The sequence below is a fragment of the Spirosoma sp. genome, assembly GCF_048594605.1.
Lineage (GTDB): Bacteria > Bacteroidota > Bacteroidia > Cytophagales > Spirosomataceae > Spirosoma.
Genome location: NZ_JBMDWV010000342.1, coordinates 1 through 15,516, shown reverse-complemented (window position 1 = coordinate 15,516; position 15,516 = coordinate 1). Strand labels below are relative to the sequence as shown.

At 49.3% G+C, this 15,516-nt stretch carries 12 protein-coding genes; 2 read left to right on the top strand and 10 right to left on the bottom strand.

The window, feature by feature from the left end; genetic code table 11:
• Positions 1-353, top strand: a 353-nt coding sequence (locus tag ACOJS8_RS20730; RefSeq protein ID WP_420150462.1) for an MBL fold metallo-hydrolase, incomplete at its 5' end; no start/stop codon positions are given.
• Positions 354-393: 40 nt separating this feature from the next.
• Here ACOJS8_RS20730 and ACOJS8_RS20725 read toward each other — a convergent pair.
• From ACOJS8_RS20725 to ACOJS8_RS20700, 6 genes are all read right to left on the bottom strand, one after another.
• The gene (locus ACOJS8_RS20725) at positions 394-1,038 is read right to left on the bottom strand and encodes a hypothetical protein (RefSeq protein WP_420150461.1); all 645 of its coding nucleotides are present in this window, start codon (positions 1,036-1,038) and stop codon (positions 394-396) included.
• Positions 1,039-1,180: 142 nt separating this feature from the next.
• Positions 1,181-2,248 carry a bestrophin family protein gene (locus tag ACOJS8_RS20720; protein WP_420150460.1) on the bottom strand — a complete coding sequence of 356 codons (1,068 nt, stop codon included), beginning with the start codon at positions 2,246-2,248 and terminating at the stop codon, positions 1,181-1,183.
• A 47-nt stretch (positions 2,249-2,295) separates the two neighbouring features.
• Positions 2,296-2,802 (bottom strand): GNAT family N-acetyltransferase, encoded by a 507-nt coding sequence (locus ACOJS8_RS20715; RefSeq protein WP_420150459.1) that lies wholly within the window; start codon positions 2,800-2,802, stop codon positions 2,296-2,298.
• Positions 2,803-2,834: 32 nt separating this feature from the next.
• On the bottom strand, positions 2,835-4,718 hold the full coding sequence (locus ACOJS8_RS20710; protein ID WP_420150458.1) for a redoxin family protein: 1,884 nt from the start codon (positions 4,716-4,718) through the stop codon (positions 2,835-2,837).
• 24 nt (positions 4,719-4,742) lie between these two features.
• The gene (locus ACOJS8_RS20705) at positions 4,743-6,206 is read right to left on the bottom strand and encodes a sodium:solute symporter (RefSeq protein ID WP_420150457.1); all 1,464 of its coding nucleotides are present in this window, start codon (positions 6,204-6,206) and stop codon (positions 4,743-4,745) included.
• A gap of 253 nt (positions 6,207-6,459) precedes the next feature.
• Positions 6,460-8,232, bottom strand: a complete 1,773-nt coding sequence (locus ACOJS8_RS20700) for a hypothetical protein (RefSeq protein ID WP_420150456.1) — start codon at positions 8,230-8,232, stop codon at positions 6,460-6,462.
• A gap of 201 nt (positions 8,233-8,433) precedes the next feature.
• On the opposite strand from ACOJS8_RS20700, the gene ACOJS8_RS20695 reads away from it, so the two are divergent.
• Positions 8,434-8,814 (top strand): endonuclease domain-containing protein, encoded by a 381-nt coding sequence (locus ACOJS8_RS20695; protein ID WP_420150455.1) that lies wholly within the window; start codon positions 8,434-8,436, stop codon positions 8,812-8,814.
• Between the two features lie 163 nt (positions 8,815-8,977).
• Here the strand turns inward: ACOJS8_RS20695 and ACOJS8_RS20690 are convergent, their stop codons facing one another.
• From ACOJS8_RS20690 to ACOJS8_RS20675, 4 genes are all read right to left on the bottom strand, one after another.
• Positions 8,978-10,597 (bottom strand): RagB/SusD family nutrient uptake outer membrane protein, encoded by a 1,620-nt coding sequence (locus tag ACOJS8_RS20690; protein ID WP_420150454.1) that lies wholly within the window; start codon positions 10,595-10,597, stop codon positions 8,978-8,980.
• Positions 10,598-10,617: 20 nt separating this feature from the next.
• Positions 10,618-14,031 carry a SusC/RagA family TonB-linked outer membrane protein gene (locus ACOJS8_RS20685; protein ID WP_420150453.1) on the bottom strand — a complete coding sequence of 1,138 codons (3,414 nt, stop codon included), beginning with the start codon at positions 14,029-14,031 and terminating at the stop codon, positions 10,618-10,620.
• Positions 14,032-14,041: 10 nt separating this feature from the next.
• Positions 14,042-15,034: a FecR family protein gene (locus ACOJS8_RS20680; protein ID WP_420150452.1), complete on the bottom strand. Its 993-nt coding sequence runs from the start codon at positions 15,032-15,034 to the stop codon at positions 14,042-14,044.
• Between the two features lie 42 nt (positions 15,035-15,076).
• A partial coding sequence (locus ACOJS8_RS20675; RefSeq protein WP_420150451.1) for a sigma-70 family RNA polymerase sigma factor occupies positions 15,077-15,516 on the bottom strand: 440 nt, incomplete at its 5' end.

Here is a 15,516-nt window from a genome sequence, read left to right as displayed (position 1 = left end):
GAACAACGTATTTCTGTGGCGACAGTGGCTATGGCCCTCATTTCAAACATATTGGCGAACAGGCTACTTCCGATTCGGCGCTAGGGCCAATTAAACTGGCATTGCTGCCCATCGGTTCGTATCGTCCGACGTGGTTTATGGCACCCGTGCACGTATCACCTGCGGGGGCAGTGCAGGCTTTTCTGGATCTGAACGTGAATCAGGCCGTTGGTATTCACTTTGGTACGTTCCAGCAGGGCGACGATGGCCTGTTTGAGCCTGCCGACGATCTGCGAAAAGCGCTACGTGAGAAAAATATCCCTGAAGAACGATTCATTGTTCCTAAGGAAGGCCGCCCGCTGGTATTTAAGTAGTCAGATGGCCTTCTTTAGGAGTTAGTTTTCGGGGGACGTATCAATTCACGATCATGGGGTTTATTTTGACTGAAGCCTCCGCTTTATCGACCACAGGTACCGACGAGATAAACGGAAATTTGGTCGTTGTTACGTCGTTTTCGATAAAAAATGACCTCGGTACAGCAAATGTAGACGGTATGCCTCCCGATAGCGTATAAATAAAACTAAGGCTAAACGTAACTTCCTGAGTTGAGCCTACTGCCATCGGAAACGCCTGTGTTGATGAGATCACGGGTCTGGAATCGGACTGTAGCGGAAAATCGACGAACGCATAACTGAGTATATAGCCTGAAACAACGGGGAAAGATGGCGCATTCTGTCGGCGGACAACGGCCTTTACGTCGTAAGTCGCCGATCCGCCACCACCGCTAACAACATTTGTCTTTGCTTTGGCAAGTGATAACGTAACATTCGGACTGCCAGCCATTACTTCGCCTAGCGTAGACCCATCCTTCGCCAGAAAAACCAATTTCTCAATGGTAAATTCGCAGGGGTAGGGCCGATCCATGCCATTATTAAGCTTGCAGCTAACTACAGGCGGTGGGTCGGTATGATCAACACAGGCGACAGCAACTAAACTTATCAAAGCCATAGCCAGCAGGCGTCGGCTATACTGACGGATGAAGATCAGCAGTGGTATCATAAAACAAGGATGGATTTAGGAAGTGATATTGCCTTGAAGGTAAATACGTCGTAAAGAGTAACTCGGAATTATTGAGTAAACGGCAATAACAATCGACTGAGGGTCGTTTGGCGAGCTATATAGAAGGGCTCTGTCCCCTAAACTACATTAGAATATTATTTACTGCGGTAACGGCTGGTGGAAGGTTGGTTTCGTCCAACATCTCGCGCAGATCAATCTCAATAGTACGGCTCATAGACGTAATAGGCGTATCATTTGCCCCACCTTCAAATGGGTTTTCGCTGCTTTCGCCAACCTGTTCAAGGGTCATGAATACCCACGAAACCAATGCGCCAAACGGAACGGTTAGCCAGACGATGTGTTCACCCAGCTTATCGAATTCTTTCAGTAATCCAAACGGAACCAGCCAGACAAACAACCGCGTGAACATCTGACTGATCGTGGCAAACTGACGAGGATACGGGAAGTTTTTGATACGTTCGCACTTGCCCTGATGCTCATACAATTCTTTTAAAAGCAGCTCCAGCTCTACGTAGCGGTAATTGTCGATCCACTCTTGATCGGCCAGTTCACGAAATTGTTTGGATTGCTGAGCCAGTAGTTGCGTAGCCCGGTTTTTCTTACTCAGAATGTAATCGACCTCCTGAGTTGATAAAAACCTTTTGAGTTCATCGGCCAGATTGCTTTCGTGTTCAGGAATTGAATAGTGTTGCCTATACTCAATATTATAACCTTTCTGAAGATTCTCCCAGGCCCGCGGCTCACGTAACTGAAACCGTAGGGCCGTCAACCAGGCTATGTGTCGATAAATTAGTTGCTGATGCAAAGCTCCCGAATCGGCATCTGATGAAACCGGGTTCCGAATAAAGTCCCGGATCATGATTCCCAGCGTCCGGCTGCTGTTCACAATTCCGCCCCAAATCTGGCGCGCTTCCCAGGCGCGGGCATACGTAGCATTATTTCGGAAACCAACGATAAATGCCGTAGCTGTACCCAACAGCGCAATTGGCACCCAGGGAATACCAATCCAGTTTAAGCCAACGACCTCATAAAGAATTGTTACGCTCGTGTTAATAGCAAGCAGCCAATATATGTTTTGGCGGGTCCAGAGCAGAAATTCTTTTAAGGTATATCTTCTTCCGGCGTGCATAGATAACGTAGTGAATGGGTTAATGTAAACTTTCTGGCAAAGTTGTAGAATTAACCGCATTTAAGGAAAATCATCCGCCGGAGTGAGCATCATCCGGCTTCTGGTTATCAGGAGGATAGGTTTTTCTCGTAGGCTAGAAAGCGTAATCCGGGCCGAAAGCCAAGTGAGATTTCTCCGGCATATATATAGCCTAGTTTCGGGAAAAGCTTCTGAGTTGCCTGGTTCTCAGAATTGGTGTCGATCCGTAAGAAAGTGATGCCGCGCTCAAGGGCAATCTTCTCTGCCTGATTTAACAAAGCAGCCGCTACACCTTGCCCACGAAAAGCGGGGTCGACAGCCAGGCGATGCGTTACAATGGCGCGCTGATTCAGATCAAAACCGACCTGTGCATATTCGGGCTCCTGATCCTCGGTTAAAGCGGCTACGCCCGCAATCTGGCCATCAATGTCGGCTACCCAGAGTTGCCGGTTGGCGATGTCCTGACTAAAAACGGTTTCGTTCGGATAATGATCGTCCCACTGGAAATTTCCGGCTTCGCGCATGAGTGGGATGATACGTTTAAGGAGATCAAGCAAAGCCGAAATATCAGCGGGAGTAGCAAGACGGATGGTCATTAATCAATTCAAAGATCAGGACTTAAACAGAATCATTTACCTTCTTTCAGCATCTCCACCACGAGCGCTAGTTCATTTACAGTAGCTTCAGAATCGCCTGAATAGCCCACATGCCGATACCGTACCCGACCGTCAGGGCCAATAACAACTTTGGTTGGGATACCCTGCACTTTATAGGCTCTGGCTACCCGTTGCTGGTCATCAATAGGCACGACAAACGGATAAGGGTGCTTACTCATAAAATCATACACGCGCTGGAGTGGCCCTCCTTCCCGGGTGTTGACAAACAAAAATCGTACGTTCGAGTCATTCTGAAATTTTGCTTGTGCCTGTTGCATGGCTGGAAATGAAGCCACACAAGGTACGCACCAGGTAGCCCAGAAATCGAGCACCACGACTTTGCCCTTTAACGCCGATGAGGATATTGTCCGGCCTTTCAAATCAGTCATGGAGAAAGATGGCGCCGGTTCGTTGACGAACCGCTTGCTGAGCTCGTCGCGCTGGTCGGCACGAATATCGGCTTCCAGATCGGCAAGGTAAGCGTCTGCTTTGGCCTCACTCTGACCCGGTTGTTTGGCGTACCAGTTACGTAGTGCATTCTTAAGCGTGGTTGTCGCTTTTTCGACCTGAATGGCTTCTTCGATATACGGGCGGGCATCGGCCGCATGATTGGTACGTAACGCGCAAAGAAAATAACGCTCGTTGGTCATCGGATCGCTATCTTCCACAAGATCAGGGTTTATCGCTTCCTTATACGCTGCGTAGGCTTCTGCATTTTTTTCCTGCTGCGCCAGCGTTCGGGCGTAAGTAGCCATCAGCAGTCGGTAACGAGTCTGTTTTTCGGTTTCCCAGTCTCCTTTAAAATCCTGCGGCTTAGCCTGGCTTTTTAGTATGTTAATACCGCGTTGCGCTAGTTGCTGAGCTTCGGGTAGCGAGCGCCGTTCTTCAGCCAGCAGATTCGCCATTGAATTAAGCATCAAGGGATCCGGTTGAGCGGCCTGTGGTTGCTCAAGAAAAGTGAGCAACCCTTTAATGTCATTATTTTTAAAATACGCGTCCGTCATCATGACGGTCAGAGCGGGTAGATAACTTGAGTTGGGGAATTCTTTCAGGAACGCCTGGTAAGCTGTCTTTTTACGATTCCAGTCGGTTTCGTTACGGATGCTCATGGAACGATCTTTCTGCGCCAGCGAACCCGCCGGATCAACTGTTTTCTGACGCTCACGTAACGCATTGGCTTTGGGGAAATCGCCCATGCTTTCGTACAACTGAACACCTGCGGCAATCTCGGCGGCCGTTGGTGCCTGACGTGATGCCAGATAGGATTCAATGCCCGCTTTTACTTTAGGCCCGTAGCCCGGCTTTCGCTGCTTGATCTGTGCAGCCAGATAATCGGACCAATACAACGGACGGAGGTCTGGATTTTGCCTCAGCTCGCGTTCGTAAAGTCCTACTACGTGATTTGGATCGGGTCTACTCCCGACATCATACAGAAACTGGGTCCGGGTAAATATAGAGGCTTGTCCGCCAGAAGCGTGGGGGGAAGCTTTGCCGGTTGCATCATGAATAAGAATCGGACAAAGGTCTATTTTCTGGGGTAAAGTATTTGTTTTCACCAGCAGCAGGGTACCCGCAACATCTTTTTGGGCAGGTGGTAATTGCCCTACGTAGTCGTTTCCCTGACGAACCAGCCTGATGGTTGTAGGCCGACTAATTTGCATTGCCGTAGGAGCACCGTATCGAACGTAACGACCTTCAATAATACTGTCTTTAACTACTGCCGTTGAAGGTGGAGTATAGGTAAACGAAACGGCCTGCCCCAACTGTGGTTTCTCCGGAGAAACGCAAAACTGTGCTGTAGCCGGTAAGCTTACAGTGAATGAAAGAAGCAGATAGAGATAAGGCTTATGGCGCATAATTAAACGTTCGATGAGTGGCAGCTAAACGGCTACCGGTTCTGCTTTTACGACGGGTTTCGATACGGCCCATAAACCCAGGAAGGTAAATAAGCCATTGAGTAATAACCGCTCGAAACCAAACTGATAACCACCAAACCAGGCTGCTGAGTTTTCGTTAACAATGTACGTTAAAATGGGGGAGGCAATGCAAATCCAGGGCACGTAGCGGTCCATAACCGGACGTTTGCTGAAGATGCCGAAGGCATACAGGCCCAGCAGTGGTCCATACGTATAGCCTGCAATATCGAACACCGCCGTGATTACTTCCTTACTGTTCAACTGTCTGAAAATGATGATTACTACGTAGAACAGCAACGAAAACCCAATATGAACGATGTGTTTGATGCGCGAACGCTCGGCTTCGGGGCGTTTCTCTACGTTCATAAAATCTACGCAGAAGGAGGTCGTCAGCGCGGTTAGGGCAGAGTCTGCACTGGCATATGTAGCCGCAGTAATTCCCAGCAGAAATGTAATTCCAACAACTAAACCGAGGTGATTCAGGGCCAGTGTTGGGTACAAATCGTCGGTGCGGGCGGGAATTTCAATGCCTTCGCGTTGTGCAAAAGCGTAGAGAAGGACACCTAATGAAAGAAATAGAAAATTAACGATCACCAACGTAACGGTAAACCAGAACATGTTTTTCTGGGCTTCGCCGATGTTTTTGCAGGTCAGGTTTTTCTGCATCAAGTCCTGATCCAGCCCGGTCATGACAATAGCGATGAAAGCTCCGGAAATAAACTGTTTGAAAAAATACTTGGAATCGTTGCCCTCCCAAAAGAAAATCTGCGACATCGGACTGTTCTGCACCGTATCCACCAAGCCACCGAACGATAGGTTTAACTCCTTCGATATCAGAATAATCGTCAGGATAACAGCCGTAATTAAAAACAGCGTCTGGAGCGTATCGGTCACGATAATGGTTTTGACACCCCCTTTAAATGTATAAATCCAGATTAACCCAATCGTGATGAGAACCGAAACCTCGAACGGGATGCCCAGCGGAGTGAACAGCGCGATCTGCAACACACCAGCCGCTACGTATAATCGAACGGCCGAACCGACGCTACGTGAGAGCAGAAAGAAACCCGCTCCCGTTTTGTACGACCAGAATCCAAACCGTTTTTCCAGGTACCCGTAAATTGAAATCAAATTCAGTCGGTAATACAACGGCATCAACACCGAGCCAATAACGATATACCCGATAATATAGCCCAGCACGACCTGGAAATACGAAAAACCGATCTTCCCCACCGCACCCGGAACGGAAATAAACGTAACGCCAGACAGCGACGTACCAATCATTCCGAACGCCACTAACCACCAGGGTGACTGTCGGTTAGCGGTAAAGAACGTATTGGTGTCAGCGCCCCGGGCGGTGTAGAATGAGACGGCAATCAGCATCCCAAAATAAGCAATCAAAATAACTAGAGCGAGGGTGGTATTCATGAGTTACAACGCAACGTTTCAGGCCAAATCAGGGCGAAAACGCCGATTTGTGTTTCTGTACTGTTGCAAGTTACGGCAAAAAAACAAACGGCGACCCTAATCTGGATCGCCTGCCTTTATCAAATAGAATAGACTTTACTTTTATAGCGTTCCGGTCCCTAAACCCGTAAATCCCCTGAAGTGGACTTTGTCTGAGTGTAAACAAAGTCCACTTCAGGGGATTTACGGGTTTAGGCCGATTATTAATCTGCCTTTATCCGATAGCCAGCTTGTGCTCAAACGGCGTGACTCCAGTCAGGTAAACGTGTAAACCGGGCGTTCGCAGAGAGCCAAAATGGGTAGAGTAGAGTTCACCTTCGAGACCTGTAAGTTTAGTGTGTTTGAACACCCCCGGCCCGAATTTTATGGAATCGTTTCCGAACGTATATATGCCTGATCCTCCTTCTAAGGCGTAATTTTCCGCAGCGCCTTCTACTTTTCTGACGCCGGTAAGATTACCACCTTCTTTGAAGCAAAGCTCGATGGTTACGTGTACGCCTTCGATTGCCTTTACCGTGAATGTCAGCTCGTTCGTGCCTTCTTTTTCGGCGACGCTGACGGTTACGTCCAGGGTTTTTACATTGCTCTGCGGCCGGTGCTCAAAATCCATTTTGTTCCAGAACCGCCCGTCTGTGCTCGGCGAAAGTTTATAATCACCATCGGCTTTTTTGAATTTAGCGGGCAGAGGCTGATAGTACGGCGCGTTAAAGGTTTGGTGGAGAACGTAGCGGCCGCCCGAATACGTAACGCCCTGGCTATGAAAATAGCCCGTATTGAAAAAATCCGTGGAAAGGCGCATGTACTTCAGGATGGCCTCACCTTTGCGGTAAGCGAAGAAATTTGGACTGTTTGACCGCCCCGACGCAATGATGATCGGAAAATCATTTCCACCGAATATTGTGGTCGCTGTGTTGTTACGTCGAATGCGGACGAGGTTGGTTGTTTCAAAGAATTTTTCGAACGTAACGGGGGGCGTTTTGGGCGATGGAAGCGGTTTTTTATACAGTGGCTCTTCTAAAAACGTGACCAGCAAATCATTCAGAATACGCGCGTCAAAACCGCTAAGCGTTTCGATGTATTTGGCAATAGCCGCAAACTCCGGATTGTTGTCGCGAATGGCCAGGTAATAGTACGCGTGGTAAAAATTCAGGATGCTGATGGGCGCGTATTGATCCTGTCGGCGCGAATCAACCGTCACCAACTCGCCATTAGGTTCGGCATGGAAATACACCAGACGCAGGTTTTTACGGGCGGGTTCAAACAAATCGGGCATGGGTAACAAGCGGCCCATTGTCACCAGCGCCGAGTCGATTACCGCCGAGTAATTCATGCTACGTTCCAGAAAATTTCCGTCGACATCACAAAAAACGCCTTCCGAAAGCCACTCCCGAATTCGCCTGACGTAGAGCGGGTTTGGATACAACGCATTAATTTTCGACAAAGCAGCCGAAACCACCCAACGGTGATTCGGTGTATGAACGCCACCCGTCCGAAGCCCTTCACCGGCTTTCACGACGAACGTTTTGAGCAGATCCTTGACTTCATTAAGTGAGGGCGTAGTGTTCGTTTTCAGAATGGTTCCGGCAGCGCAAAGCGGCTCTAAGATAAACGCCGTATCGGGGGGCGACGCCAAATTTCCAAAATCAAGGGTGCCGTCGTCGTGCTGTGCCTTGACCAGAAAACGGGCAATTTTTGTCAGGTACGGGATTAGCTCCTGCTTCTGGTAGTATTGAGAAGTTGGTTCGCAAAAGGCGGCTGTTAGGTTCGCCAGGTCATAGCCCAGGCGTCTGCGAATTTCCGTTACGTCACCGGCCAGCGTTTGCATTAGCCTGGCAACTTCTTCAGAATTGGCACGTACTATTTTTTTATAGAAATCATCGTCAGCCCTTTTTTCGGCCAATGCTTTTACCAGAAAAGGCGGGGACGCAGCAAGTGTGGCCATTCCAACGCATTGACCAATGAATGATTTTCTTGAGATGTTTTCCATAGGGTATTGAGATAGATCCCTACAATCGGCCTAACCCCTAAATCCCCTGAAGGGGACTTTTTTAGCAAATGAGCAAAGTCCCCTTCAGGGGATTTATGGGTTAGGCCGATTGTAGGGGTTTTATGATCTATTAAGATGACTGGAGTCATTATACTACGTCTTCAAACTGGTCATAAAAACATAATGTAACTCTAGCAATAAATGGCAAGTGATATGTTTTATAGGGCGTCTTCTCAACTGTTCGAAAAGGCGAAAAAGCTTCGGGAAACCATGACGCCTGCTGAGTTGATCCTATGGGATTGCTTGCGGAACAGCAAGCTTAGTGGCTTTCGCTTCAAAGCACAACATCCAATTAAGTATTTTATCGCGGACTTCTATTGTCACGCAGCTCGGTTAGTAATCGAGCTTGATGGGAGCGTACATGACTCCCTTGATCAGCAAGAGTATGATACCAACCGAACCTATGTCCTCGAAGAATTTGGCCTGACTGTTATCAGATTCCGAAACGAAGAAGTTATGCATAACCTTACAACGGTATTAAGCGAAATTGCTGAGCATTTGCCAAAGACCAAAAGCCCCTAAATCCCCAAAAGGGGGACTTTTTTCGAGTGCTAGCAAAGTCCCCTTTAGGGGATTTAGGGGTTTCAGACCTATCCCTGAAAGCCTCGCCCTGAATGGAACTTTGTCTACGAACGAGCCAAGTCTCCTTTAGGGGATTTAGGGGTTTTACACTTCAGGGGTTCTATCAATATCCCGGATTCTGAGTCAGGGCTGAGTTGACGGTGAAGGCTCCTGTTGGAATGGGGAAAATGCGATGGTTGACGTCTGCATCCTTTTTGAATCCCCATTTCCCTTCGTATTTCCCAAAGCGGATCATGTCGTTGCGATGCCAGGTTTCCCAGGCAAATTCCCGGCAGCGCTCGGCGTAGAGCGTCTCCAGCGTAACGCTGCTTAGGGCGGCCGATGTAGTACGATTGGCACGCAATTGATTCACCAGCGAGATTGCCGTTTGACCTTGTGTTGGGGTACCACCCCGCAAAATCGCTTCGGCCTTCATCAGCAGAATATCCGAATACCGGAAAACCGGTACGTCGTTGTTCTGGTTGCGCGACGTCGATGAAGCATCGGGATAGAACTTAATGTTACGATAGCCCATGTTCCAGGCGATCTCATCATTTCCCAGATCGAACGTAGCAACGTCCTGCCGAAGCACAATTTCCGGGGTCAGATTAACCTGATACGTATAGGCAGCTCCTCCATCCGAACCAGTGTAGAACTGATCGTATCCCTTCTTGGTGGTGGTTACTGTAACAGGTGTTACGCCATCGTTCATATACTGCAGCCCTTTGAGCCATTGCCCGTTTCGGATATCGTTCGGGTCGTCGAAGTTGGCGTAAAACTCAGGCAGTGTACTACGAGGGGCACTGGGCGTGAAAGGCAGACCGAACTTCTTGATTTCCGAACGGGGTACGTCGTAGCGGGCATGGTACATAAAACCGTTCGTACCTGGCATAGAACCGGCAGCCGGGTCATAAGGAATGGCAAAAATGAATTCCCGAGTTGTTGGACCATTCGTCGGATAAAACATCTGGAGATACGATGCGCGGGGTTCCAGCGAGTACAGGCCAGAATTGATCACACTGTCGCAGGCAACAACGCAATCATTATAGCGTTGCGTGCCGGTGTAATATTCAGCATTCAGGTACATCTTGGCTAACAGCGCAAACCCCGTAAATTTATTAGCCCGCCCGTAAACGGATTGCCCCGTAGCCCGGCTCAGATTGGGTAAAGCGGCTTTAACTTCCTTTTCGATAAAGCTGAACACCTGCGCCCGTGGCACATTTGGATGGGGAGTGAAATCACCATAGGTCGTATCAATCGGTACGTTGCCGTACAGATCCATCATCATAAAATAAGCCAGCGCCCGTACCATTTTCAGCTCGGCCAGGTTGGTTGGTTTTGCCGCCGAAGAAGCCGGAATGGTCTTGTCCAGAATGGACAAGGCCTGGTTAGTGGTGCCGATAACGGTAGATAACCAGTTCCATGCACTGTTCGTAGCACCGTGGTCTTTCGTCCAGTTGTGGTAGTGCAGCATCAAATAGCCCTGGTTGTCATACCAGTTGCCGCCCCGCGCTGGCAGAATAGCTTCGTCGGTGCTTAGGGATTGCATAAACCAGTAGTCCAGCGAGAAATTGCCCCGCAAAGCCGCATAGGGCGGCCCCGACGCCTGAATAAACTGGCTTGAATTCTGGGGGAAAATATCGGGAGTGAGCTGTGTACTGACCGGTACGTTTATGTCGTGGCAGGCCGTTGTCAGGTAGATAAATAGTATCAGCAGCGAGCCAGCAGGGAGTATCTTTTTCATTGTCTTTTTGGCTAGGGTTATTAAAATGATACGTTGACACCAACCAGAATGGTCCGGGTTTTTGGGTAGAAATTATTCGAGTCTACCCCCGGGGCAATGCCCCCCTGATTCACTTCGGGATCAATGCCTTTATAGTTGGTGATGACAAACGCGTTATTCACCGACGCATACACTCGGAGCGCCTTCACGTACTGACCCGTATTCTTCACATTATACCCGAGTGTTGCATTGTCCAGACGAACGTAGCTGCCGTCCTCGATAAAGCGGCTGGAATATTTGTACGAGTTTACATCGGCGGCTGTCTCGCTCGCTACGTCCACCAGAATGTTGGTGAACTGGGCCGTGCTGGGTCGGAACAGATCCGCGCGGGTAGCATTGAAAATTTTGTTGCCGAATACACCCCGGAAAAATACGTTCAGGTCGAAGTTTTTGTAGCGTAACGTATTGGTCCAGCCCGCCAGTAATTTGGGCTGAGGGCTGCCCAAGTATTTATAATCGGCGCCAATAACGGGTGTTGTAGTCAGGTTTCCGTTGCGATCCAGATACTGCGACACACCTTTGTCGTTTTTACCCGCGTATTCAAGCGTAAAAAACTGGCCCAGTGGCTTTCCGGCTTTCAAAATTTGCAACGTACTGCCTGTCTGTCCATTGCCCTCCGGCTGCGTCGTACGAACCGAGTCGCCCCCGACAAACAGTGGATTTGTCAAGCTGCTGATTTTGTTGGTGTTATGCGCCAGATTGAGGCCTGTTGTCCAGCTAAAGTTAGTTGTCCGAACAGGCGTAGCACTCAGGCTCACTTCCACGCCTTTATTGCTCATGTTGCCGCCGTTGGCAATGATGCTGCCCGCTGGTACAAGCACGGGATTGACCCGATACGAATAAATCATACCCGTTGTTTCCTTGTTGTACCACTCTAACGTACCGCTCAGTTTTCCTTTGAGGACTGTGAAATCCAGGCCAATGTTGGCCGTTGCGGTTTTTTCCCAGCGCAGATCAGGGTTAGCCGCCTGCGTAGGGCCGTAAGCTGCCGTTTGTACGCCATTGTAATAATACGTACCGAGGCTTCCCGAAATGACTTGGGCGGTATAGGCATTGAAGCCCGACGAGTTTCCCGTAACGCCGTAGCTGGCTCGCAGTTTGAGGTCATTAAACAGGTTTTGATTTTGCATAAAACCTTCCTGATTGACGCGCCAGGCTATACTACCCGCCGGGAAATAGCCCCACTGGTTATTCGTGCCAAACACGGAGCTGCCATCCCGCCGAATCGATCCCTGAAGTAGGTATTTGTCTTTGTAGTTATAGTTCAGACGGGCGAAATCTGAAATTAAGCGTGTTTCCTGATAGACGCCATCGGCTCCGAAATTGATCCGGTAGGAGGACACCGCATACGGATTGCTGAGGACAAAATTGTTGTAGCCAATGTTATCGACCGGGAAATTCGTGCTTGATGTCTGGAAACCGTCACCCGCAACCGTCCCCTGCCAGGAATAGCCAAGCACTGCATTGATGGTGTGATCACCGAATGATTTGTCCCAGGTAAGGAAAGTCTCCAGAACGCTACGTGTAGTCTGGTACGTATTACGCAAGGCAGATCCGTTCGTACCGAAATTCACCAGCGTATGCACAGCCGGTGGATCGGGATTATTATAAAAATTAGCACTGTTGTATTGTGTATAATAACTACCGTAGGCTTCGCCGTGCAGGGACGTATTGTTCTGGTAGGACAGGTTCAGATCATATGATAAACCGAATGGTAGTTGCGCATGAGCGGTGAACGAGCCAACCAGGTTATTGTATTTCGTATTGTCCTTCGCATTATTGATCATAGCCACCGGGTTGAAATAGCCCGTATTCTGAAAGTTTTCAAAATAGGTGCCATCCGGATTCGTCACCGGTGATACGGGCAGGTGATTGATCATCTGCAACAGGACGTTATTGCGCATGGGCGTATTGTTGGCGTTGCTGTTTGAGTTCGTTACGTTCAAGCCAAATCTGACCTTGTCGTTAAACGCGTATTGCTCAACAGCCAGCCGGGCAATTACCCGTTGCAGCGAACTGCCCAGCAGTATTCCTTGCTTATCCAGATAGTTGATGCTGGCGCTGTAGGTGCTGTGCTCAGTGCCGCCACTAATCGACAGATTGTGGTTATGCGAGGTTGCCGAACTTTTTTGAACGGCATCCTGCCAGTTGGTATTAGCACCTTTGTCATCGATAGGCGAGAACGACTGCCCATTTTTCGTAAGAAAATCCCGTAGCTGGGTGGCATCCATCATATCTAATTTGCTGGAAACGGTTTCGAAACCGACGTAGCCGCTGTAGCCGATCTGCATCTGACCTTTCTTGCCTCGCTTCGTGGTCACCATAATGACGCCGTTTGCTGCGCGGTTTCCATAAATAGCCGTAGCAGCCGCATCTTTAAGTACGTCAATCGACGCAATGTCGTCAGGGGCAATAATCGAAATATCCGCACCGGGTACGCCGTCAATGACGTAGAAAGGTCCCTGCGAACTGTTGATAGTCGATGCACCCCGCAGCACCACCGCAGCCGGAGCGTTGGGGTCGCCATTCGCCGAAATGTTCAAACCCGGTACTTTCCCTTGCAACAACTGGCCGACATCGCTGATGGCTCCCCGGTTCAGTTCTTCGGGTTTGATGGTGCTGATGGCACTGGTCAGATTCCGGCGTGATTGCGTACCATAACCCACAACGACAACTTCGTTTAGCGATTTGTTATCCGGCAATAATTGCACATCCAGCGTAGTACGATTACCCACTGGTATTTCCTGACTGGCGTAGCCAACAAAGCTAAAAACCAGTACCGCTTCGCCATTGGGGATATTCAGTTGATAACGGCCTTCGCCATCTGTATTTGTACCGCGTATGGCACCCTTTACCACAATGTTAACCCCCGGAAGTGCTTCACCTTTTTCGCCCGTTACGCGCCCACTCACCCGAATATCGGCAACGGACGTAGCGGGTAACGTAGCCGCCAGTGGCTGAATCGTTGAGACGTTGCTTTCTGTGGTGGGCAGTAAAACCGCTTCCGACGAACTGGCGCTGGCCGATAGACGATTGTCCTTCACCGGCGCTTTAATAACGTAGTAGGACTGGCCGTTAATTTTTTTAACGGTTAATCCGTGCGGTTTCAGCAGGGTTTGAAGCTGTTTCTCCAGATTGTTCGAACGTAACCGCGTGTCGGCCGGAACAGTGATTCCCTGCACCGTTGTTTCTTCAAACAAAATACTGATTTGATGCTGGCGGCTCAGTTCAGTCAGTACGTCTTTTAATTTCTGATTTTCCGTAGGAAGCCTTTGAGTCGGGGTCGATTCTTTTCTCTGGTGATGAGCCAAAGCGATCGATTGCGCCAGTGCCAGTTGATGACATAGCAAACCGAACAGGATCATCCCCATTTTGGGTAGCTGTAATCGCAACATTGTTCGTAGGTTAGTTAAAAGTTCGTAATTCAATATGCTGGCGGGTTTTTACTACGTTCAGGTTTAGCAGTTCGGTCAGAATCTGAAGCAGATCGTCCGCTTTCTCCGCTTTAAAATTGCCCGCAATACGCCGTTGAGCGAGTGCCGAGTCCGGAACGACGACCTCCAGCCCAAACCGCTCCTGAATCTGCTCGGCGATTTCGGCCAGCGACGTATTGTCGAAATAAAACCAGTGATCTTTCCAGGCCAGATAAGGCCGGGCCGGTACGGTTTGCGTCAGTTGATAATGTCCTGAATTGGCTACCGTTACTACGTTACCGGGCTTCATGTACAACTGCTGTCCCTTTGGTAAGGCGAGCTTCACTTTTCCCTTGTTAAGAAAAACGCGTTTTCCTCGTTCGCGGGCGTAAACCACAAATTCCGTTCCCAGCACTTCAACCTGGAAGTCATCATCTGTTCGCACAATAAAGCGCTGATTGGTAGGGGTGTGGGTTACGGTAAATGCGCCTTCGCCTTCCAGAAAGACCTCGCGGTTGTCGCTGCCAAATCCGAACCGGGGCACACGTAGCACGGAGTTCGCATTCAGCGTCACTGATGTGCCATCATCGAGCTGATACGTAGCGGTCTGTCCGTAGGGGGTTTTGTAAGACTTATACAAAAGTTGTGTGCGAAACAGCAATGCACTGGCCATACTCACCAGAACGACTGAAGCAGCAATGCTCCAACCTCGCCACGGGAATGTCCAGCCTGTTGGTTCCGTCGTTCGCTTGGGGCCACTCAACCGGGGATGCGCATCCAGCAATACAGGTTCAAATGCATCCCAGGCTCTCTCAACATCCAGTGGAAATTGCGGGCGCTGGCTTTCCCATTCGTCCAGGTATTGAAAATAAGTTTCCTGGTTGGCTTCGTCGGCTAGCCAGGCTTCGAGAGATTTCCGCTGAATGGCTGTCGCTTTTCCGTCAAAAAAATCAAAAACAATAGCTCTTATAAGCGATGGGTTCATACCTAATTCATCGTTTGTTGGGTAGATAAGCAGCGGAAGTGGCTACACGTAGATGTAAAGTAATCCTGCTGAAAGCCAGAGCGTTATTGTGATAAACCACTCCGCTTTTAATTCCTGTCGTAATTTGCTCAGTGCCCGAATCAGCAGTTTCTCGACGGCGCTGCTACTGATCTGCATATCCTGCGCGATCTCGGCGTATTTCCTGCCTTCGATTCGGCTCAGCAGAAAAGCCCGCTGACATTGCGGAGGCAAGTTCTGAATGACGGATTCGATTTTCTGATGAAGCTCACTGAATTGGAGTACCTGATCGGGCTGTAGCGATGCGGATATGGAATGACCGTCGGCCGAATCCAGCGAATCCGATCGGTTCAATTCCCGGCGCAGGTAGTTATAAGCCCGGTGTCGTACTGCTACGTACAGGTAAGCTCGGTACGACGTAGTGATTTGCTCGAAAATACGGTCTTGCCAGAAAACCGTAAATA

Coding starts and splice junctions, on each gene's coding strand:
- ACOJS8_RS20725 (WP_420150461.1), bottom strand. CDS start 1,038: ATGATACCACTGCTGATCTTCATCCGTCAGTATAGCCGACGCCTGCTG.
- ACOJS8_RS20720 (WP_420150460.1), bottom strand. CDS start 2,248: ATGCGGTTAATTCTACAACTTTGCCAGAAAGTTTACATTAACCCATTC.
- ACOJS8_RS20715 (WP_420150459.1), bottom strand. CDS start 2,802: ATGACCATCCGTCTTGCTACTCCCGCTGATATTTCGGCTTTGCTTGAT.
- ACOJS8_RS20710 (WP_420150458.1), bottom strand. CDS start 4,718: ATGCGCCATAAGCCTTATCTCTATCTGCTTCTTTCATTCACTGTAAGC.
- ACOJS8_RS20705 (WP_420150457.1), bottom strand. CDS start 6,206: ATGAATACCACCCTCGCTCTAGTTATTTTGATTGCTTATTTTGGGATG.
- ACOJS8_RS20700 (WP_420150456.1), bottom strand. CDS start 8,232: ATGGAAAACATCTCAAGAAAATCATTCATTGGTCAATGCGTTGGAATG.
- ACOJS8_RS20695 (WP_420150455.1), top strand. CDS start 8,434: ATGGCAAGTGATATGTTTTATAGGGCGTCTTCTCAACTGTTCGAAAAG.
- ACOJS8_RS20690 (WP_420150454.1), bottom strand. CDS start 10,597: ATGAAAAAGATACTCCCTGCTGGCTCGCTGCTGATACTATTTATCTAC.
- ACOJS8_RS20685 (WP_420150453.1), bottom strand. CDS start 14,031: ATGTTGCGATTACAGCTACCCAAAATGGGGATGATCCTGTTCGGTTTG.
- ACOJS8_RS20680 (WP_420150452.1), bottom strand. CDS start 15,034: ATGAACCCATCGCTTATAAGAGCTATTGTTTTTGATTTTTTTGACGGA.